Source organism: Halomonas sp. 328 (genome assembly GCF_015645095.1).
In the GTDB taxonomy this organism is placed as follows: Bacteria; Pseudomonadota; Gammaproteobacteria; order Pseudomonadales; family Halomonadaceae; genus Bisbaumannia.
Genome location: NZ_JADOTW010000012.1, coordinates 1 through 19,411, shown reverse-complemented (window position 1 = coordinate 19,411; position 19,411 = coordinate 1). Strand labels below are relative to the sequence as shown.

General features: G+C 69.5%; 15 protein-coding genes. 10 read left to right on the top strand and 5 right to left on the bottom strand.

Going from position 1 to position 19,411, the window contains the following annotated elements; translation table 11 throughout:
• Nucleotides 1-56 precede the first annotated feature (56 nt).
• The 7 genes from hyi (at nucleotide 57) to IHD13_RS07540 (ending at nucleotide 10,891) form a co-directional block, all read left to right on the top strand.
• Nucleotides 57-833 carry a hydroxypyruvate isomerase gene (gene hyi / locus IHD13_RS07570; protein WP_195860435.1) on the top strand — a complete coding sequence of 259 codons (777 nt, stop codon included), beginning with the start codon at nucleotides 57-59 and terminating at the stop codon, nucleotides 831-833.
• Nucleotides 834-946: 113 nt separating this feature from the next.
• Complete coding sequence (locus IHD13_RS07565; RefSeq protein WP_195860434.1) at nucleotides 947-1,837, top strand: 2-hydroxy-3-oxopropionate reductase; 891 nt, start codon at nucleotides 947-949, stop codon at nucleotides 1,835-1,837.
• 211 nt (nucleotides 1,838-2,048) lie between these two features.
• Nucleotides 2,049-3,350, top strand: coding sequence for a glycerate kinase type-2 family protein (locus IHD13_RS07560; protein ID WP_195860433.1), 1,302 nt, complete (start codon nucleotides 2,049-2,051; stop codon nucleotides 3,348-3,350).
• A complete protein-coding gene (pyk, locus tag IHD13_RS07555; RefSeq protein ID WP_195860432.1) occupies nucleotides 3,347-4,804 on the top strand; it encodes a pyruvate kinase in 1,458 nt (485 codons plus the stop codon). Before IHD13_RS07560 ends, pyk begins: the two co-directional genes overlap by 4 nt.
• A 114-nt stretch (nucleotides 4,805-4,918) precedes the next feature.
• Nucleotides 4,919-6,547 (top strand): Glu/Leu/Phe/Val dehydrogenase dimerization domain-containing protein, encoded by a 1,629-nt coding sequence (locus IHD13_RS07550; protein ID WP_195860431.1) that lies wholly within the window; start codon nucleotides 4,919-4,921, stop codon nucleotides 6,545-6,547.
• Between the two features lie 99 nt (nucleotides 6,548-6,646).
• Nucleotides 6,647-9,613, top strand: a complete 2,967-nt coding sequence (locus IHD13_RS07545; protein WP_195860430.1) for a hybrid sensor histidine kinase/response regulator — start codon at nucleotides 6,647-6,649, stop codon at nucleotides 9,611-9,613.
• A gap of 6 nt (nucleotides 9,614-9,619) precedes the next feature.
• A complete protein-coding gene (locus tag IHD13_RS07540) occupies nucleotides 9,620-10,891 on the top strand; it encodes an amino acid deaminase (protein ID WP_195860429.1) in 1,272 nt (423 codons plus the stop codon).
• Nucleotides 10,892-11,128: 237 nt separating this feature from the next.
• Here IHD13_RS07540 and IHD13_RS07535 read toward each other — a convergent pair whose 3' ends face one another.
• The 3 genes from IHD13_RS07535 to serA all read right to left on the bottom strand — a co-directional run bounded on the left by IHD13_RS07535 (nucleotide 11,129) and on the right by serA (nucleotide 14,659).
• Nucleotides 11,129-12,025 carry a DMT family transporter gene (locus IHD13_RS07535; protein ID WP_195860428.1) on the bottom strand — a complete coding sequence of 299 codons (897 nt, stop codon included), beginning with the start codon at nucleotides 12,023-12,025 and terminating at the stop codon, nucleotides 11,129-11,131.
• Between the two features lie 134 nt (nucleotides 12,026-12,159).
• Nucleotides 12,160-13,122, bottom strand: coding sequence for an oxygen-dependent tRNA uridine(34) hydroxylase TrhO (gene trhO, locus IHD13_RS07530; RefSeq protein ID WP_195860427.1), 963 nt, complete (start codon nucleotides 13,120-13,122; stop codon nucleotides 12,160-12,162).
• A gap of 286 nt (nucleotides 13,123-13,408) precedes the next feature.
• The gene (gene serA / locus IHD13_RS07525; protein WP_195860426.1) at nucleotides 13,409-14,659 is read right to left on the bottom strand and encodes a phosphoglycerate dehydrogenase; all 1,251 of its coding nucleotides are present in this window, start codon (nucleotides 14,657-14,659) and stop codon (nucleotides 13,409-13,411) included.
• 346 nt (nucleotides 14,660-15,005) lie between these two features.
• On the opposite strand from serA, the gene IHD13_RS07520 reads away from it, so the two are divergent.
• Genes IHD13_RS07520 through dxs form a run of 3 tightly spaced genes read left to right on the top strand, consistent with a single transcriptional unit; the run spans nucleotide 15,006 to nucleotide 18,090 of the window.
• Complete coding sequence (locus tag IHD13_RS07520; protein WP_195860425.1) at nucleotides 15,006-15,287, top strand: exodeoxyribonuclease VII small subunit; 282 nt, start codon at nucleotides 15,006-15,008, stop codon at nucleotides 15,285-15,287.
• The gene (ispA, locus tag IHD13_RS07515; protein WP_195860424.1) at nucleotides 15,277-16,161 is read left to right on the top strand and encodes a (2E,6E)-farnesyl diphosphate synthase; all 885 of its coding nucleotides are present in this window, start codon (nucleotides 15,277-15,279) and stop codon (nucleotides 16,159-16,161) included. Before IHD13_RS07520 ends, ispA begins: the two co-directional genes overlap by 11 nt.
• A gap of 15 nt (nucleotides 16,162-16,176) precedes the next feature.
• Nucleotides 16,177-18,090 (top strand): 1-deoxy-D-xylulose-5-phosphate synthase, encoded by a 1,914-nt coding sequence (gene dxs / locus IHD13_RS07510; RefSeq protein WP_195860423.1) that lies wholly within the window; start codon nucleotides 16,177-16,179, stop codon nucleotides 18,088-18,090.
• Between the two features lie 65 nt (nucleotides 18,091-18,155).
• Here dxs and IHD13_RS07505 read toward each other — a convergent pair whose 3' ends face one another.
• Together IHD13_RS07505 and IHD13_RS07500 are read right to left on the bottom strand one after the other, a co-directional pair.
• Nucleotides 18,156-18,539 carry a hypothetical protein gene (locus IHD13_RS07505; protein ID WP_195860422.1) on the bottom strand — a complete coding sequence of 128 codons (384 nt, stop codon included), beginning with the start codon at nucleotides 18,537-18,539 and terminating at the stop codon, nucleotides 18,156-18,158.
• Nucleotides 18,540-18,774: 235 nt separating this feature from the next.
• Nucleotides 18,775-19,209: a hypothetical protein gene (locus IHD13_RS07500; protein ID WP_195860421.1), complete on the bottom strand. Its 435-nt coding sequence runs from the start codon at nucleotides 19,207-19,209 to the stop codon at nucleotides 18,775-18,777.
• Between the last annotated feature and the right edge of the window lie 202 nt (nucleotides 19,210-19,411).

The following is a 19,411-nucleotide window of genomic DNA, read 5'->3' as shown; positions in this document are numbered from 1 at the left end:
GCACTCCGCCGCCCTCGGGCGGCGGTTCCGGAAACCCGTTTCAACAGGAGCCGATCATGCCCAAGTTTGCCGCCAACCTCAGCATGCTGTTTACCGAGGTGGACTTCCTCGACCGCTTCGAGGCCGCCGCCAAGGCCGGTTTCCAGGGCGTCGAGTACCTCTTCCCCTACGACTTCGGCGCCGACGAAATCAAGCAGCGCCTGGACGCCAATGGCCTGACCCAGGTGCTCTTCAACCTGCCGGCCGGTGACTGGGGCGCCGGCGAGCGCGGTATCGCCTGTCACCCGGATCGTGTGGACGAGTTCCGCGCCGGCGTCGACAAGGCCATCGCCTACGCCAAGGTGCTCGGCAACACCCAGGTCAACTGCCTGGCCGGCATCAAGCCGGAAGGCGTCAGCGACGACCAGGCCCGCCAGACCCTGGTGGAGAACCTGCGTTTCGCCGCCGAGAAGCTCGAGGCCGCCGGCATCCGGTTGATCGCCGAGCCGATCAACACCCGCGATATCCCCGGCTTCTTCCTCAACGGCACCGAGCAGGCGCTGGCGATCTTCGACGAAGTGGGCAGCGACAACCTCGAGCTGCAGTACGACATCTATCACATGCAGATCATGGAAGGGGATCTGGCCCCGACCATGGAGACGCACCTGGCGCGCATCGCCCATGTGCAGCTCGCCGACAACCCGGGCCGTCATGAGCCGGGCACCGGCGAGATCAACTATACCTTCCTGTTCGCCCACCTCGACCGTCTCGGTTACGACGGCTGGATCGGCTGCGAATACAAGCCCAAGACCACCACCGTGGAAGGCCTGGGCTGGCTGGATAGCGTGCGCTAAGTAACTGACCCCATGGGGTCAGACCCCAGTCAGGGTGCCAGGTCCGTGAGCGTGCACCTGGCCGGCGGTGACGGTACCGCCGGGGTCTGACCCAAGTAAGAAGGAGAGAGACTATGAGCAAGATCGGTTTTATCGGCCTGGGCATCATGGGTCGCCCCATGGCGGGTCACCTGCTGGACGCCGGCCACGAGATTTTCACCGTGCAGCATGGCAGCCCGATTCCCCAGGACCTGGCCGACAAGGGCGCCCAGGTGGTGGCCAACCCCAAGGCGGTGGCCGAGGCCGCCGAGATCATCATCACCATGGTGCCGGATACCCCGGACGTGGAGCAGGTGCTGTTCGGTGAGAACGGCGTGGTCGAGGGCCTCAAGCCGGGCTCCCTGGTGATCGACATGAGCTCCATCGCGCCGATCGCCACCCAGGAGTTCGCCAAGCGCATCGTGGAAGCCGGCGGCGAGTACGTCGACGCTCCGGTCTCCGGCGGCGAAGGCGGTGCCATCAATGCCGCCCTGACCATCATGGTCGGTGCCACCGAGGAAGGCTTCGCCCGCGCCAAGCCGGTGCTGGAAGTGATGGGCAAGACCATCACCCATATCGGCGGTCACGGCGCCGGCCAGACCTGCAAGGTGGCCAATCAGATCGTCGTCGCCCTGACCATCGAGGCGGTGGCCGAAGGCCTGCTGTTCGCCTCCAAGGCCGGCGCCGACGTGGCCAAGGTACGCGAGTCCCTGCTCGGCGGCCTGGCCACCTCGAAGATCCTCGACGTTCACGGCGAGCGCATGATCAACGGTACCTTCGATCCGGGCTTCAAGATCAAGCTCCATCAGAAGGACCTCAACCTGGCCCTGGAAGGCGCCCGCAGCCTCAACCTGTCGCTGCCGGGGACCGCCAACGCCCAGCAACTCTTCCAGGCCTGCGTGGCCCATGGCGGCGCCGACTGGGATCACGCCGGCATCCTGCGCGCCCTGGAGCAGCTCGCCGACCATAGCGTCAGCGACAAGTAAACCCTCCCCCCAGGGATTGGGTGGGCCGCGGTGAAACGACCTTCGCCGCGTCCCATCGAGTTCCTGACTGGCAGGCGCCGGGTCGTCGTCTGCCATGCCACGCATGTGGCCCTTCTCCGGTGGCGGTCTCCCTGTGGTAGGCCCTTGGCCGTCACCGGCTTTTTTTCTTCCCCCTTTTCCGCCCGTTGCGGCTTCCGTGAGGAGTCTGCCGATGAATGCTATCGCTCCCTTTTCGAGTCATGAGGCGGCGCGCCAGTGGCTGTCGCGTCTCGCTCAGACGGCGGTTGCCGCCGTGCACCCCGATTCTCTGTTACCCGATAACCTGCCCGAGCCGCCCAAGGGGCGCACCCTGGTGGTCGGCGCCGGCAAGGCCGCCGCGGCCATGGCCGCGGCCCTGGAACACGCCTGGCAGCAGCGCTACCCCGAGGCCGAGCTGAGTGGCCTGGTGGTCACTCGCTACGAGCACGGCGCCGAGTGCCGGCGCATCGAGGTCCTCGAGGCCTCCCACCCGATGCCCGATGACCTCAGCGAGAAGGCCGCCCGGCGCATGCTCGAGGCGGTGGAAGGCCTCGGCGAGGATGACCTGGTGATCGCCCTGGTCTCCGGCGGCGGCTCGGCGCTGATGACATTGCCGGCCCCCGGCCTGACCCTGCACCAGAAGCAGCAGCTCAACAAGGCGCTGCTGCGCTGCGGGGCACCGATCCGCGAGATCAACACCGTGCGTCGCCACCTCTCCGCCATCAAGGGCGGGCGCCTGGCCGCCGCCGCCCACCCGGCCCGAGTCGTCACCTACCTGATCTCCGACGTGCCCGGCGATGACCCCACCCTGATCGCCTCCGGCCCCACCCTGCCGGACGACTCCACCCCGGCGGACGCCCTGGCGATCCTCGAGCGCTATGGCATCGAGATCCCCGACAGCGTGCGTCGCCACCTGGTGGCGGACACCAGCGCGCCGCGCCGCGACGATGCCGGCTTCGCCCGGGACGAGGAGGTGGTGCTGGCCCGGGCCGCCGAGGCCCTGGAAGCGGCCCGCCGGAGCGCCGAGGCGAGCGGCCTGGCGGTGCGCGTGCTGGGCGACGACCTGGAGGGCGAGGCCCGCGACCTGGGCCGCGCCCAGGCGCGCCTGGCGCTGACCCTGCAGGGTGAAATCACCGAGCCGCTGCTGATCCTCTCCGGGGGCGAGACCAGCGTCACCGTCCAGGGCGATGGCCGCGGCGGGCGCAACGTCGAGTACCTCCTGGGGCTCTTCGAGGCCCTCAAGGGCGCCGAGGGCATCCACGCCCTGGCCATCGACACCGACGGCATCGACGGCTCCGAGGACAACGCCGGCGCCCAGTTCGGCCCCGACTGCTGGGCCCGGGCCAAGGCGGCGCGGCTGGCGCCCCTGGACTACCTGGCGCGCAACGACGCCTACAGCTTCTTCGCCGAGCTGGACGACCTGATCATCACCGGGCCGACCCGCACCAACGTCAACGATTTCCGCGCCATCCTGGTGCTGCCGAGGACCGCATGAACGCTTTGCCCCACTCCCCATTGCGCCGCACCAAGATCGTCGCCACCCTGGGCCCCGCCAGCGACCGGGAGGGCGTGCTCGAGGCGATGATCGACGCCGGCGTCGACGTGGTGCGCCTCAACTTCTCCCACGGTACCGCCGAGGATCACCGCCGCCGCCTGCAGGCGGTGCGCGAGATCGCCGACCGTCTGGGGCGCAGCGTCGCCGCCCTCGGCGACCTCCAGGGCCCCAAGATCCGCATCGCCCGCTTCAGCGAGGGCGCCGTGACCCTCGCCGAGGGCCAGGCCTTCGTCCTTGACATGGCCATGGACACCGAGGCGGGCAATGCCGAGCGGGTCGGCTGCGACTACAAGTCTCTGGCCGAGGACGTATCGGTCGGCGACGTCCTGCTCCTCGACGACGGCCGCCTGGTGCTGGAAGTGACCCGTATCGACGGCCCCGAGGTGCACACCACCGTGACCGTCGGCGGGCGGCTGTCCAATAACAAGGGCATCAACAAGCAGGGCGGCGGCCTCTCCGCCGCGGCCCTCACCGACAAGGACAAGACCGACCTCAAGACCGCCATCGACATCGGCGTCGACTACCTGGCGGTGTCCTTTCCGCGCAGCGCCGCCGACATGCAGGAGGCCCGCGAACTGCTCGGCGAGGCCGGCAAGGAGATCGGCCTGGTGGCCAAGGTCGAGCGCGCCGAGGCGGTGGCCGACCCGGAGACCCTGGATGGCATCATCCGCGCCTCCGAGGCGGTGATGGTGGCCCGCGGCGACCTCGGCGTGGAGATCGGCGACGCTCAGCTGATCGGCGTGCAGAAGCGCATCATCAGCCGCGCCCGCAAGCTCAACCGGGCGGTGATCACCGCGACCCAGATGATGGAGTCGATGATCAGCGCGCCCCTGCCCACCCGCGCCGAGGTGTTCGACGTGGCCAATGCGGTGCTCGACGGCACCGACGCGGTGATGCTCTCCGCCGAGACCGCCGCCGGCGACTACCCGGTGGAGACCATCGAGGCGATGCACCGCCTGTGCCTGGGCGCCGAGCGCGAGCGCACCGCCCAGGAGTCGGGCCACCGCATCCACGAGGGCTTCTCGAAGATCGACGAGACGGTGGCCCTGTCGGCCATGTACGCCGCCAACCACCTGGCCGGCGTGGCGGCCATCGCCTGCATGACCGCCACCGGCTACACGCCGCTGATCGCCTCGCGCATCCGCTCCGGCCTGCCCATCGTCGGCCTGGCCCACAGCCCCATCGCCCAGCGGCGCATGGCCCTCTATCGGGGCGTGGTCTCGGTGCTCTTCGACACCCGCGCCATGGAGGCCACCGAACTCAATGCCCGCGCCCTGGACGAGCTCCAGGCCCGCGGCATCGCCGGCCCCGGCGATCAGGTGATCCTCACCCGCGGCGACCATATGAACGCCCATGGCGGCACCAATACGATGAAGATTCTCTCGGTGGCATAAGCTGCCTTCGCCGGCCACCCTCCCCGGTGGCCGGCATTTTTCCCTCTCGTCGCCACTTTCCCTTCCGAGTCCCTGGCCTACGCTTAAGGCAGTATCCCCTGAGCGAGGCGTGCCATGGCCGATTCCCCCCTGCGTCTGCTGCTGGTGGAAGACAACCCCCTGCATAGTCGATTGATTCAGCAGCTGCTCAAGGAAGATGCCCAGCTGCGCTGCGAGGTGGAGGCGGTTACCACCCTGGCCGAGGGACTGACTCGCCTGGTCAAGGGCCGCGTCGACCTGGTACTGCTCGACCTGGTGCTGCCGGACAGCCAGGAGCTGGAGACCCTGTGGCGGGTGCGCCTGGTGGCGCCCCAGGTCCCGGTGGTGATCCTCACTGGCCTCGATGACCTGCAGCTGGCGGCCCGGGCGGTGGAGTCCGGGGCCTCCGATTACCTGGTCAAGTCCAACCTCAAGGGCGCCGCCCTGGGGCGCACGGTGCGCTACACCCTGGCGCGGGCTCGGGTGCGCGGCGGCGAGTGGGACTCGCCGCTGTTCCGCCAGGCCCAGCAGCAGTTCCTCAAGGCGGCCCAGGTGATGGCCCTGGACGATGGCCTGCGCCAGCGGCTGCTGTTTCCCCAGCGGGCGCGGCTGGTCACCTTCCCCTTCCGGCGCGACGACCACCATCAGGCGGAGACCCTGTTCGGCTACCGGGTGCAGCACCTGCGTCTACCGGGGCCGACCCTGGGTGGCGTGCGCCTGCATCCGGAGCTGGGGCTCGGCGAGATGGCCGCCCTGGCGATGTGGGCAACCTGGCAGTGTGCCCTGCTGGGCCTGCCCTGCGGCGGCGCCAAGGGCGGGGTAAGGGTCGACCCCACCGCCCTCAATGCCGGCGAGCGCCAGCGCCTGCTGCGCGCCTTCGCCCGGGAGCTCAGGGGCGACCTGTCCACGGGGCGGGATATCCTCGCCCCTGGCCTGGGCGTCGATGAGCGGGCCATGGCCTGGCTGCTCGACGAGGGGGTGCCGGTGACCGGCAAGCCGGCCCTGCTGGGCGGCCTGCCGGAGCGCCAGGCCGCCATCGGCGCCGGCCTGGTGGCGCTGATCGCCGCCGCCGCGGAGCATCTCGGCCTTGCCCTGGGCGGCGCCCGGGTGGTGCTCCAGGGCCTCGGCCAGGTGGGGCTGGCCGCGGCCCGTCAACTGGTGGCCCGGGGCGTCAGGTTGATCGCCGTCGGCGACGCCTCCGGGGCGCGACAGGACCCGGCGGGCCTCGACCTGGCGGCGCTGGAGGCGCACCTGGCGAGCCAGGGTGCCCTGGCCGGTTTCGCCGGCGGCGAGCCCCTCGACAATGGCGACCTGCTCGGCCTGCCCTGCGACATCCTGGTACTGGCGGCGGTGCAGCAGCAGGTCACCGCCGAGAACGCCCCGCGGCTGAACTGCCGCCTGCTGGCGGAGGGGGCCCATGGCCCCACCCTGCTGGAGGCGGAGGAGAGCCTCCACGAGCGGGAGGTCTTCGTGCTGCCGGATATCCTCGGTAACGCCGCCGGGTCGGGGCTGGCCTACCTGGAGTGGGCCCAGGGGGTGTGCCCCTGGGAGCGCGAGAGCGCTCAGGCCTGGCTCGAGGCGCGGCTGCTGGACGCCTTCCGCCGTTGCCTGGGGCGGGTCGAGTCGGAGGGACTGGACATGCGCACCGCGGCCCTGGTGGAGGCACTGATGCGCCTCGAGGGCCAGGGCCGGCTACGTGGCCTGCTCGACGATTCGCCTGACTAGGTAGGAGCCGGCCATGATGACGATCGAGGTGTCTAGGGGGGCCGCCCAGGCGGTTGGCCCGAGGCCTCCTGGCACCGCCTACGAGACCAGGAGCCGGCCATGATGACGATCGAGGCGCGCCTGGCCGCCGCCGAGGCCGCCCGCGCCGAGGCCCAGGCCGCCTATCGGCAGCTGGCCGAGGCCATCGAGAGCATCTCCGAGGGCTTCACCCTCTACGACGCGGACGATCGCCTGGTGCTCTGTAACCGGCGCTTCCGCGACGACTTCTCCGGGGCCGCCGAGGTGGTCGAGCCGGGCATGCGCTTCGAGACCCTGATCCGTACCGTGGTGGGGTCGGGGCTGATCGATATCGGCGACAACGAGCCGGAGGCCTGGATCGCCGCCCGCCTGGCCCGGCGTCGTGACCCCGGCGCTTCCTTCACCTACCGGCGCACCGACGGCAAGCAGCTCCGGGTCAGCGAGCGGCGTACCCGTGGCGGCGGGGTGGTGGCCATCTATACCGACATCACCGAGTTCGAGGCCCAGCGCGCCCACCTGGAGGCCCTGGTGACCCTCACCGAGGAGGCCCAGGCCCGGGCCGAGGCGGCCCGCGACCAGCTCACCGAGGCCCTGGAGTCGATCGCCGAGGGCTTCGCCCTCTATGATGCCGATGACCGCCTGGTGCTCTACAACTCCCGCTTCAAGGAGCACTTCGTCACCCCCGGCGACCTGGTGCAGGAGGGCATGGCCTTCGAGGCGCTGCTGCGGGCGGTGGCCGAGCGGGGCCTGATGCCCCGCGGCTTCGCTTCCGCCGAGGCATGGATCCGTGAGCGCCTGGCCCAGCACCACGACCCTCGGGGCCCCTACCAGTTCGTGCGCAGCGACGGCCTGTGCATCCAGGTCAGCGAGCACCGCACCGGCGACGGCGGCTATGTGGCGGTCTATTCCGATATCACCGAGCTGGAGCAGCACCGCCACCGCCTGGAGGAGCGGGTCGCCGAGCGTACCGCCGAGCTGGAGGAGGCCGCCCGGGCGCTGCGGCGTTCCCAGACCGAGCTGCGCCGGGCCCGGGACGAGGCCCAGCGGGCCAGCCTCGCCAAGAGCGAGTTCCTGGCCAACATGAGTCACGAGATCCGCACCCCCATGAACGGGGTGATCGGCGTCGCCGAGCTGCTCGAGCGCACCGAACTGACGCCCCAGCAGGCGGAGTACGTGGCGCTGATCCAGACTTCGGCGGACACCCTGCTGGGGCTGATCAACGAGATCCTCGACTTCTCCAAGATCGAGGCGGGGCGCCTGGAGCTGGAGGCGCGCCCCTTCCCGCTGCGCGATACCCTCGCCGACACCCTGCAGACCCTGGCCCTGCGCGCCGACGAGAAGGGCCTCGAACTGGCGGTGCATATTCCTCCGGAGGTGCCCGACCAACTGCTGGGGGATCCGCTGCGGCTGCGTCAGGTGGTGGTCAACCTGGTGGGCAACGCCATCAAGTTTACCCCCCAGGGTGAGGTCGTCGTGGATCTCTCTCTGGAGGCCCGGGAGGCGCAGCGGGTGCGCCTGGGTTTCGAGGTGCGCGATACCGGGATCGGCATCCCCGAGGCCCAGCGCCAGCAGATCTTCGAGGCCTTCGGCCAGGCCGATACCTCCACCACCCGGGTCAATGGCGGCACCGGCCTGGGGCTCTCCATCGCCGCTCAACTGGTCGCCATGATGGGCGGTGAGATCCGCGTCGACAGCGGCCCCGACGGGCGCGGCAGTCGCTTCACCTTCGGTGCCGACTTCGGTCTCGCCGAGGCCCCGGCCGCCGCCCCGCGTTCCCGGCTGCTGGAAGACCAGCGGGTGCTGGTGGTGGACGATAACCAGACCAATCGCCGTATCCTCGAGGAGATCCTCACCAGCTGGGGCATGCGGCCCCGGGTGGTAGACGGCGGCGAGGCAGCCCTGGCGGCCCTGGACGAGGTGGCCGAGCCGCTGCCCCTGGCGCTGCTCGACGTGATGATGCCGGGCATGGATGGCTTCACCCTGGCCGAGCGCCTGCGCGCTCATCCCCGCCATGGCGACATGGCCTTGCTGATGCTCTCCTCCGGCAGCCGGGCCGGCGACGCCAGCCGCCGCCAGCGGCTGGGGATCGGCCGGCTGCTGATGAAGCCGGTCAAGCAGTCGGAGCTGCTGGAGGCGGTCAGCGAGGCCCTGGGCGCCGAGCCCCGACTGGCGACGCCGACGCGTGCCGACGCCGAGGCGCGGCCGGCGGACTGGCGCCCGCGCCGGGTGTTGCTGGTGGAGGATGGCGTCACCAACCAGCGGGTGGCCATCGACCTGCTGAGCCAGCGCGGTCATCATGTCGAGCTGGCTACCCAGGGCGCCGAGGCCCTGGCGGCGCTGGCCGAGCGGGAGTTCGAGGTGGTGCTGATGGACGTGCATATGCCGGTAATGGATGGCCTAACGGCGACCCGGGCGCTGCGTGAGCGGGAGCGCCGCCGCGGTGGCCACCTGACGGTGGTGGCGATGACCGCCAGTGCCACCCGAGAGGATCGTCAACGCTGCCTGGCGGCGGGCATGGACGATTATGTCACCAAGCCGTTTCGCGCCGCCGAGCTCTACCGGGCGGTGGAAGCGCCCCCGCGGGGCGTGGCCGTCGACGAGGCGCCGCCGGCGCCCCTCGAGCCCACACCGCCGGAACCCACGCCACCGGCGCCTGCGGACCAGGCGGCGGGCGAGCCGGTGCGGGATCGGGCCGGGGCCCTGGCCAACCTGGAGGGCAAGGAGGCGCTGCTCGAGGAGATGGAGGCGCTCTTCCGGGGCGAATGTCCGGCCCTGATGGCCGAGGTCGAGGCCGCCATCGCCGGCGGCGACGGCGTGACACTGCGCCGCGCCGCCCATACCCTGAAGGGCTCGGCCCTGGTGATCGGCGCCCGGGCCCTGGGGGCCACGGCGCTGCGCCTGGAGACCCTGGCCCGTGGCGGCGAGCTGGCCGAGGCCCCGGCGCTACTGGCCGAGCTCAAGGCCCGCCTCGACGAGCTGGCCCCGCTGCTAGCCGCGGATCCCGACTCGGCCCCCGACCCCGACCCCGACCCCGACAAGGAGCCCTGAGTGCCCATGCCATCGGCCCGCCCCGACGCCAGCCCTGCCCCGACGCCCGCCGCCTGGCCCCTCGACAAGGGCGCCATCGAGACCGGCCCCGACCTGCTCTCCGGCGTCGGCCTGCCAGCGGCGGTGATCCACCAGGCGCCATTCGAGCACAACCTGGCCTGGATGCAGCGCTTCGCCGACGACCACGGCGCCCGCCTGGCGCCCCACGGCAAGACCACCATGACCCCGGCGCTGTTCCGGCGTCAGCTGGATGCTGGCGCCTGGGGCATCACCCTGGCCACCGCCGCCCAGTGCCGGGCCGCCTTCGCCGCCGGAATCCCCCGGTTGCTGATGGCCAACCAGCTGGTGGGCGAGGCCAACATGGCCATCGTCGCCTCGCTGCTGGAGGCCGGCGCCGAGTTCTACTGCGTGGTGGACAGTGCCGCCAATGTGGCCCAGCTCAGCCGCTACTTCGGCGTCCGGGGGTTGCGTCTGCGGGTGCTGATCGAGCTGGGCGTGCCGGGCGGGCGCTGTGGCTGTCGCGATCAGGACGAGGTGCTGGCCCTGGGCGAGCTGATCGAGGCCGAGCCGGCCCTGGTGCTGGCCGGCCTGGAAGGCTACGAGGGGGTGGTGTTCGGCGAGGATCCGGCCCGGGCGGTGCGCAGCTACGCCTGGCATCTGGTGGAGGCCGCCCAGGCCCTGGATCACGACGGCCTGATCGAGGCCGAGGCGCCGCTGATCACCGCTTCCGGCTCCGCCTGGTACGACCTGATCGCCGAGGTGTTCCGGGAAGCGCACCTGGGCCGCCACTTCGTGCCGGTGCTGCGCCCCGGCTGCTATGTGGTCCACGACCACGGCATCTATCGGGAGGCCCAGCGCGGCGTGCTGGGTCGGCGCCCCGAGCTGGAGCAGGGGCTGCGCCCGGCCCTGGAGGTCTATGCCCAGGTGATCTCCCTGCCGGAGCCGGGCCGCGCCATCCTCGGCCTGGGCAAGCGGGATATCGGCCACGATCAGCTACCGGAGCCGCTGCGCCGCCACCGCGAGGGCGGCGACCCGCATCATTCGCTGTCGGTGGCGGGTTGGCGCATCACCAAACTGATGGACCAGCATGCCTTCGTGGAGCTGCCCGCGATGCCCGTCGCCGAGCCGGGGCTGCCCGGCAACGGCGGCGAGGTGCGGGTGGGGGATATCGTCGCCCTGGGCACCTCCCACCCCTGCCTGACCTTCGACAAGTGGCGGCGGGTCTGCCTGGTGGACGACGACCTGCGGGTGGTGGAGGAGATGGCCACCTATTTCTAGGGGGCTATTCCCTCTGCAGCCGCCGCTCCCCGGGCCCGAAACGTGGGATCCACGACTCACTCGGACGAAACCCTGGCGCGACGCTAGCCGCTTGCACGTCGCGCCGGAACGAGGTCCCTCTCGCCGATCGCTAAATCGACATCCCTGTCGATTTCCGTGCGCGGCGACACTTGCGCCAGCGTCCTCGCGGACGTCGTGTGATCTCCACGTCCGGCTCCGACCAAGATGGCGCTCTTCTCAGGGCAGGGCAGCCCGCTTGGCGGCCCGCCGCGCCAGGCGGTCTCCGAACAGGTAGGCGCCCAGGGCCACCAGGATCAGCGCCGCCCCCAGCCACATGGAGAGGCTGGGGCGCTCGCCGTTCAGCGCCATGCCCAGCCCCAGGGCCAGCACCGGGGTGATCAGGGTGACCAGGGCCACGGTGGCGGCGGCCAGCCGCGAAAGGATCAGGTAATAGCAGAGGAAGCCGATCAGCGAGCCGAACAGCGCCAGGTAGAGCACCGCCCAGAGGCCGCGGGGCGTCAGCGGCACCATCAGCGGCTCGCCGCTGGCCAGCCAGAGTAGCGCGAAGCAGGGCATCGACAGCAACAGGGCGCCGGCGGTCTGCTCCAAAGGCGGCAGCCCCGCCGCCACCCGCTGCACGGCGATGCCGCTGCCGCTGAACAGGGTCACCGCCGCCACCATCATGGCCAGGGCGCCGAGCTGGTCGACCCCGGCGCCCTGGGAGTCGGCGAAGATCACCGCCAGGCCCGTCACCCCCAGCAGGCACCCCAGCCAGTGCCAGGGCTTGAGGCGGGTGGCGCCGGGCAGCGCCTGGAGAATCAGCCCCGAGATCAGCGGCGCCAGGCCGAACATCACCGACAGCAGCCCCGAGGGCAGGCTCATGGAGGCGCGGTAGCTCAACGCCATGGCGCCGAACACCCCGGGTACCGCCACCGCATAGCTGATCAGGGCGCGCCGCGAGCGGGGCAGGCCACGGCCCAGCAGGCGCAGGATCAGCAGGGCCAGCACCGCGGCGATGGCCATGCGCAGCCAGACGCTGCCCACCGGGGCGCCGGCCTCGGCGCTCCACTTGATGGCCAGGGGCGTGGTGGCCCATACCAGCACCACGGTGAGATAGGCCGGCCCGGTCGGCATGATGACTCCCTCCAGAAAAGCGCGGGATGCCCCGTGGGGCATCCCGTAGAAAATCCATTCGAAGGTTAACCATTACCACGAAAAAAGCCACCGCGTCGAGACGCGGTGGCCGTGTGATCACTCGGGGCTGGGGCCTACGCCTCCTCGGCCTCGGCGACCTTCATCTGCCGCGGGTCGCGGCCGATGGGGTGGGGCTCGCCCCGGGCCTTGGCCAGCTCGATCTGGCGCTGGCGTTCCCGGGCGGCGGCGCGGGTCTTCTCCGGCAGGCTGTCGTAGCAGTGGGGGCAGCTGACCCCGGGCTCGTACTGCTCGGAACGCATCTCCTCGGCGGAGACCGGCATGCGGCAGGCGTGACACTGGTCGTAGTCGCCGCGGCTCAGGTCGTGGCGCACCGTGACCCGGTTATCGAAGACGAAGCACTCGCCGCGCCACAGGGACTGCGCCTCGGGCACCTTCTCCAGGTAGTTGAGCACGCCGCCCTTGAGGTGGTAGACCTCCTCGAAGCCCTCCTTGAGCATAAAGCTGGAGGCCTTCTCGCAGCGGATACCGCCGGTGCAGAACATGGCCACCTTCTTGTGCTTGCTCGGATCATAGTGCTGGCGCACATAGTCCGGGAACTCGCGGAAGGTGGTGGTCTTGGGGTCGATGGCGCCCTCGAAGCTGCCGATGGCCACCTCGTAGTCGTTGCGGGTATCGATCACCAGCACCTCGGGGTCGCTGATCACCTGGTTCCACTGCTCCGGCTCCACATAGGTACCCACGGTGTCGTTGGGGTCGATGCCCGGCACGCCCAGGGTGACGATCTCCCGCTTGAGCTTCACCTTGGTGCGGTAGAAGGGGTGGGCGTCGCAGTAGGACTCCTTGTGGTCCAGGGCGGCCAGGCGCGGGTCGGCCTGGAGCCAGGCCAGCAGGGCGTCGATGGCCTCCCGGGGGCCGGAGACGGTGCCATTGATGCCCTCCCGGGCCAGCAACAGGGTGCCCTTGACGTCATGGGCGAGCATGGTCTGGCGCAGCGGCTCGCGCAGGGCCTCATAGTCTTCGAGGGTGACGAACTGATAAAGCGCCGCCACCACGATCCGCGGGGAATCCTGGGTCATCTCTCTCTCCTGGTAGTCGTCCTCGCAAAGGACGGACCGGGTTGGGGAGGCGCCATTCTACTCAAGGCGGCGGATCGCTGCATCCTGCGGCCTTGACCTGGATCAAGGCCCCAAACGCCAGCGCCCCCGGCGAGAGCCGGGGGCGCTGTATACGGCAGAGGGGGCGCCGCGGGGACGGGCCGGGACAGGTTTTCGCGAGGCGCTGTAAACCCTTCCCTGGGAGCTACTTTTGCCATCCCTGGACAAAAAACCCTCGCTCTACCCTGTTCCCGCCCCGGAGGCTTCTTCAGCTATCGAAGTTGACCTCGGAGTAGAGCACCCGCACGCGCAGGGTGTGCTCCACCTGCTTGAGGGCCTCCAGGGCCTTGGCGCCATAGGCCTTGTCCACGTCGATCACCACATAGCCGACCTTGTCGTTGGTCTGCAGGTACTGGCCGGAGATATTGATATCGTTCTCGGAGAGCACATGGTTGATCTCGGAGAGCACGCCCGGCACGTTGTCGTGAATATGCAGCAGGCGGTGCTTGTCCGGGTGGGCCGGCAGGGCCACTTCGGGGAAGTTCACCGAGGTCACGGTGGTGCCGTTGTCGGAGTAGGTGATCAGCTTCTCGGAGACCTCGACGCCGATGTTCTCCTGGGCCTCCAGGGTGGAGCCGCCCACATGGGGGGTGAGGATGACGTTGTCCAGGCCGCGCAGCGGGCTGACGAACTCCTCGTCGTTGCCCTTGGGCTCCACCGGGAAGACGTCGATGGCCGCGCCCAGCAGCTTGCCTTCCTTGAGCGCCACGGCCAGGTCCTCGATCACCACCACGCTGCCCCGGGAGGCATTGATCAGGATGCCGCCCTGCTTCATCAGCGCGATCTGCTCCTTGCCGATCATCCACTTGGTGGAGGGCAGTTCCGGCACGTGCAGGCTGACCACGTCGGCGCGGGCCAGCAGCTCCTCGAGGCTGGCCACCTGGCGGGCGTTGCCCATGCCGAGCTTGGTCACCACGTCGTAGAAGATGACGTCGAAGCCCAGGGACTCGGCCAGCACCGAGAGCTGGGCGCCGATATTGCCGTAGCCGACGATACCCAGGGTCTTGCCGCGGGCCTCGTGGGAGTTCTTGGCGCTCTTCATCCAGCCGCCCTGGTGGGCGGAGTGGCTCTTCTGGGGAATGCCGCGCAGCAGCATGATCGCCTCGGCCAGCACCAGTTCGGCCACCGAGCGGGTATTGGAGTAGGGAGCATTGAAGACCGGGATACCGCGGCGCAGGGCGGCGTTCAGGTCGACCTGGTTGGTGCCGATGCAGAAGCAGCCGACGGCGACGAGCTTCTCGGCGGCAGCGAAGACGCGCTCGTTGAGCTGAGTGCGGGAACGAATACCGATGAAGTGCGCGTCACGGATCTTCTCGATCAGCGACGCCTCGTCCAGGGAGGTGGCGAGGTGCTCGATATTGGTGTAACCGGCGTTCAGGAAGTTATCTACCGCACTCTGGTGGACACCTTCGAGCAGCAGGATCTTGATCTTGCTCTTGTCCAGCGACGTCTTGGCCATTCTCGAATCAACCCTTTCCGCGGCGGGGCCGCTTATCAGTCATATAGTGTGTGCCTGTTCGCCTCCTGAGGGGCGCGGCGGGTTCCGGACGGCGGGGCTGGGGAACCGGCGCGAAGCGGATGGAGGATCACGCAGGGGGCGTAACAGGGGCACTATCCTAGCACAGCCGCCCGAGGCGCCGGATGAAAATGCTGCGCCGCCAGCATGAGCCGGCTGCATCCAGGCAGGGGCGCACCGAGGCCTCCGGCCATGCTGGGGCAGACGCCCCCCGGGGCAGAGGGTGTATACTGTGCGCTTTGACTTTTTGGCGACGCCGGCCGCGGCGTCACTAGCCGACGAGGGGGCCATGGCCGACAAGGATACCGCGACACCCGAGGGCGCCGAGCCGCAGGACTTCGCCGCCACCCTGGAACGCCTGGAGACGCTGGTGGAACGTCTCGAGTCCGGCGAACTGAGCCTGGAGGCCTCCCTGGCGGCCTTCGAACAGGGCGTGGGCCTGACCCGCGACGCCCAGCGCCGCCTGGACGAGGCCGAGCTGCAGGTGCGCCGCCTGGTGGAACAGGACGATGGCAGCCTGGGCATAGCCCCCTTCGCCGGCCCCGACGATGAGGTACCCCATGACGCCTGAGCCCCTGACCACGCGCCTGGCCGCCGACCGGGCGCGCATCGATGCCTGGCTGGAGGGGCTCTTCGCCGCGCGAACGCCCCCCTCGGCCCGCCTCGAGGCGGCCATGCGCCATGGCCTGCTGGTGGGCGGCAAGCGCCTGCGCCCGGTGCTGGTCTATGCCGCCGGCCGCGCCCTGGGCGCCGACGACGCCCTCCTCGATGCCCCCGCCGCCGCGGTGGAGCTGGTCCACGCCTACTCCCTGGTCCACGACGACCTGCCGGCCATGGACGACGACGACCTGCGCCGCGGCCAGCCCACGGTGCACAAGGCCTATGACGAGGCCACGGCGATTCTCGCCGGCGACGCCCTCCAGGCGCTGGCCTTCGAGGTGCTGGCCCGGGCCGCACATCCGCGCCTGCCGGCCCTGATGCTGACCCTGGCCGAGGCCGCCGGCCGCGACGGCATGGTCGCCGGCCAGGCCCTGGACCTGGCCGCGGTGGGCGGCCATCCCGACGTGGCGGCCCTGGCCACCATGCATGGCCACAAGACCGGCGCCCTGATCCGTGCCGCGGTGCGCCTCGGCGCCCTCAGCGCCGCCGCCGACGACGACCCCCGGGTGGTGGCCCTGGACACCTATGCCCGGGCCGTGGGCCTGGCCTTCCAGATCCATGACGACATCCTCGACGTGACCGGCGACACCGCCACCCTGGGCAAGACCGCGGGCGCCGACGCCGCCCACGACAAGCCCACCTACCCGGCCCTGCTCGGCCTGGACGGCGCCCGGGCCAAGGCCGATGGCCTGCTCCAGGAGGCCCTGGCCGCCCTGGCGCCCCTGGGCGAGGCCGCCACGCCGCTGGCCGAGCTGGCCCGCTACATGATCGAGCGCGACCACTGATACGCGGATGACCCCATGAAGCTGTTCGACGAGATTCCCGCCGAGCGCCCGGCCACGCCGCTGCTCGACGCCCTGGACACCCCGGCCGCGCTGCGCGCCCTGCCCAGCGCCCAGCTCCAGCAACTGGCCGACGAGCTGCGCGCCTACCTGCTCTACAGCGTGGGCTGCAGCGGTGGCCACTTCGGCGCCGGCCTGGGCGTGGTGGAGCTCACCGTGGCCCTGCACCAGGCCCTGGAGACCCCCCATGACCGCCTGGTGTGGGACGTGGGCCACCAGGCCTACCCCCACAAGATCCTCACCGGGCGCCGCGAGGCGATGCCGCGTATTCGCCAGTACGGCGGCCTGGCGGCCTTCCCCAGCCGCGCCGAGTCGGAGTACGACACCTTCGGCGTGGGCCACTCCAGCACCTCCATCTCCGCGGCGCTGGGCATGGCCCTGGCGGCCCGCGCCAAGGGCGAGAAGCGGCGTACCTGTGCGGTGATCGGCGACGGCGCCCTCACCGCCGGCATGGCCTTCGAGGCCCTGGCCCACGCCGGCCACGTGGACGCCAACCTGCTGGTGGTGCTCAACGACAATGAGATGTCGATCTCCGAGAACGTCGGCGGCATCGCCAGCTACCTGGCGCGGATCCTCGCCAGCAAGCCCTATACCGCCATGCGCGAGAACGGCAAGAAGGTGCTCTCCCACCTGCCCGGGGCCCTGGAGCTGGCGCGGCGCACCGAAGAGCACATGAAGGGCATGATCAGCCCGGCGACCCTGTTCGAGGAGATGGGCTTCAACTACATCGGCCCCATCGACGGTCATGACCTGCCGCTGCTGGTGCAGACCCTGCGCAATATGCGCGACCTGGACGGCCCCCAGTTCCTCCATGTGAAGACCCGCAAGGGGCGCGGCTTTCGCCCCGCCGAGGCGGATCCCATCGGCTACCACGCCATCACCAAGCTGGAGAAGCGCGACGAGACACCGCCGCCGCCGGTCAAGGTGTCACCGCCGAGGAAGAGCCCGAAGAAGTACTGCAACGTCTTCGGCGACTGGATCTGCGATATGGCCGCCGCCGATAGCCGGCTGATCGGCATCACCCCCGCCATGCGCGAGGGCTCCGACCTGATCCGTTTCTCCCGGGAGTATCCCCAGCGCTACTTCGACGTGGCCATCGCCGAGCAGCACGCGGTAACGCTCGCCGCCGGCATGGCCTGCGAGGGCGTCAAGCCGGTGGTGGCCATCTACTCCACCTTCCTGCAGCGCGGCTACGATCAGCTGATCCACGACGTGGCGGTGCAGCACCTGGACGTGACCTTCGCCATCGACCGGGCCGGCCTGGTCGGTGAGGATGGCCCCACTCATCACGGCAGCATGGATCTCTCCTTCCTGCGCTGCGTGCCGGGCATGGTGGTGCTGGCCCCCGCCGACGAGGCGGAGTGCCGGGCCATGCTCAGCGCCGCCTATCATCACCCCGGCCCCGCCGCGGTGCGCTACCCCCGCGGCACCGGCCCCGGGGTGGCGATTCCCGAGCACCTGGCGCCCCTGCCCATCGGCCAGGCCGAGACCCGCCGCGAGAGCGGCGCGGCCCCCGGTGCCCGGGCCGCCCTGCTGGCCTTCGGCAGCCTCAATACCGCCGCGGCCGAGGTGGCCGAACGCCTCGACGCCAGTCACCTCAATATGCGTTCGGTGAAGCCGCTGGACCGGGACGCCGTGCTGGCCGCCGTCGCCGACCACGACCTGCTGGTGACCCTGGAGGAGAACGTGGTGGCCGGTGGCGCCGGCAGCGCCGTGGCCGAGCTGCTGGCCGCCGAGGGCATCCAGGCCCCGCTGCTGCAACTGGGCCTGCCCGATGCCTTCGTCGAGCACGGCAAGCCGGCGGAACTGCTCACCGACTGCGGCCTCGACGCCGCCGGCATCGAAGCGTCCATTCGCACTCGACTGGGCTGATCGCCGGGGCCGCCAACGACAAGGGGCCTCCCGCACGGCGGGAGGCCCCTTGTCGTGAGAGTGGGCTAGGCCTGGTCCAGGCGAATCGACAGATCGGACGAGTTATCGAACACCAGCTTCAGCAGCGCGAAGATCACCAGCCCGACGGGTAGATAGAGCATAAAGCCGAGCCCGCCAAAAAAGAGGGTAATGATCAGCCCGCCGATACCGTAGGGCAGCATAAAGGCAAACATCGCCTTCCCGAAGCGTCCCTTCCTCTTCATGAAGTCCGCCAGCTGTTCCTCCTCTTCTGCCTGGATCTGCAGCTCGCTACCACAGTCGGGACAAGCGGCCGTCCTGGATGCCAGGAGGCCGGTGACCCACTCCGATCCCTCGCAAAAATGGGAGGCGCAGGCGGGGCACTCGAAATCCAGGTCCTGGAATACGGCCTTCTCTGCTTCCTTGCTCACTGTTTCATTCTCCTGTGTGGGGTAGGGGGACGGTGCCGTAGCGGGCACTAGCCATGGGAGGCTTCTGCTTGTTCACTGTCCCGGTAAAGCAGCCGATGCAGCTTGGCGCGACCGAAGGCTTTGATCATCGGCAGTACCAGGAGGCTCGAAGGCGAGGTGGGCAAGGCGCCGATGGCGAGGATGACCATGGCGGGGATGGACCATTTTCCTTGGCCAGGGCGATAAGCATATGACATCAATGCCAGGCCCGAGAGGGTGAAAGCCACGCAGGCAAGGGGTAGGGGTAGAGGAATTCGATATTATTGCTGGTGGTGTAGAAGAGCCCAATGCCGGCAACCAGTGCAACGTAGATTACGGTGCAGATAATCCCCTGGTCATAGCTGACCTCCTGTTGGTCGACACCTCGGTCCTTCAGAAAATCGAACAAGGGGGCCTGAAGCGCTCCGGCGTGCTTCAGGTTCACGAGGCTCTCTTTCTGGTGCATTATGAAGAGGGGCTTGTTGCTTTCGTTCCTGATCTCTCCAATGCCTGCCTTGCTGGGGGCTGTGACGACTCTTCCGCTCTTCGTTCTGAGCACAAGGCTTATGCTCGCATCATGATGCTGGAGGTCCTGGTACAGGGCGGTAACGAAATCGATATCAAAGTCATGCTTGAAATATAAAGGAAACATGTGCTCTATCCTTGAGGCGGTGGTGTGCTATACATGAGTGTTCGGGGGTGAGTTAAGGGGGGTATGGTGGCTCATCCCTTGATTGCTCCTTCCTGATGCCCTTCACTGTCAGGCTGTTTCGCTGTGGTCATGGCCGCATCCTGGTTAGCCGCTTCTACGCTAGTGATGTACTGGAAGCCCCGCTTACGAAGATAGCCTCTGC

Bases quoted from the DNA above. Each gene is read 5' to 3' on its own strand.
- hyi (WP_195860435.1), top strand. From the start codon at position 57: ATGCCCAAGTTTGCCGCCAACCTCAGCATGCTGTTTACCGAGGTGGAC.
- IHD13_RS07565 (WP_195860434.1), top strand. From the start codon at position 947: ATGAGCAAGATCGGTTTTATCGGCCTGGGCATCATGGGTCGCCCCATG.
- IHD13_RS07560 (WP_195860433.1), top strand. From the start codon at position 2,049: ATGAATGCTATCGCTCCCTTTTCGAGTCATGAGGCGGCGCGCCAGTGG.
- pyk (WP_195860432.1), top strand. From the start codon at position 3,347: ATGAACGCTTTGCCCCACTCCCCATTGCGCCGCACCAAGATCGTCGCC.
- IHD13_RS07550 (WP_195860431.1), top strand. From the start codon at position 4,919: ATGGCCGATTCCCCCCTGCGTCTGCTGCTGGTGGAAGACAACCCCCTG.
- IHD13_RS07545 (WP_195860430.1), top strand. From the start codon at position 6,647: ATGATGACGATCGAGGCGCGCCTGGCCGCCGCCGAGGCCGCCCGCGCC.
- IHD13_RS07540 (WP_195860429.1), top strand. From the start codon at position 9,620: ATGCCATCGGCCCGCCCCGACGCCAGCCCTGCCCCGACGCCCGCCGCC.
- IHD13_RS07535 (WP_195860428.1), bottom strand. From the start codon at position 12,025: ATGCCGACCGGGCCGGCCTATCTCACCGTGGTGCTGGTATGGGCCACC.
- trhO (WP_195860427.1), bottom strand. From the start codon at position 13,122: ATGACCCAGGATTCCCCGCGGATCGTGGTGGCGGCGCTTTATCAGTTC.
- serA (WP_195860426.1), bottom strand. From the start codon at position 14,659: ATGGCCAAGACGTCGCTGGACAAGAGCAAGATCAAGATCCTGCTGCTC.
- IHD13_RS07520 (WP_195860425.1), top strand. From the start codon at position 15,006: ATGGCCGACAAGGATACCGCGACACCCGAGGGCGCCGAGCCGCAGGAC.
- ispA (WP_195860424.1), top strand. From the start codon at position 15,277: ATGACGCCTGAGCCCCTGACCACGCGCCTGGCCGCCGACCGGGCGCGC.
- dxs (WP_195860423.1), top strand. From the start codon at position 16,177: ATGAAGCTGTTCGACGAGATTCCCGCCGAGCGCCCGGCCACGCCGCTG.
- IHD13_RS07500 (WP_195860421.1), bottom strand. From the start codon at position 19,209: ATGTTTCCTTTATATTTCAAGCATGACTTTGATATCGATTTCGTTACC.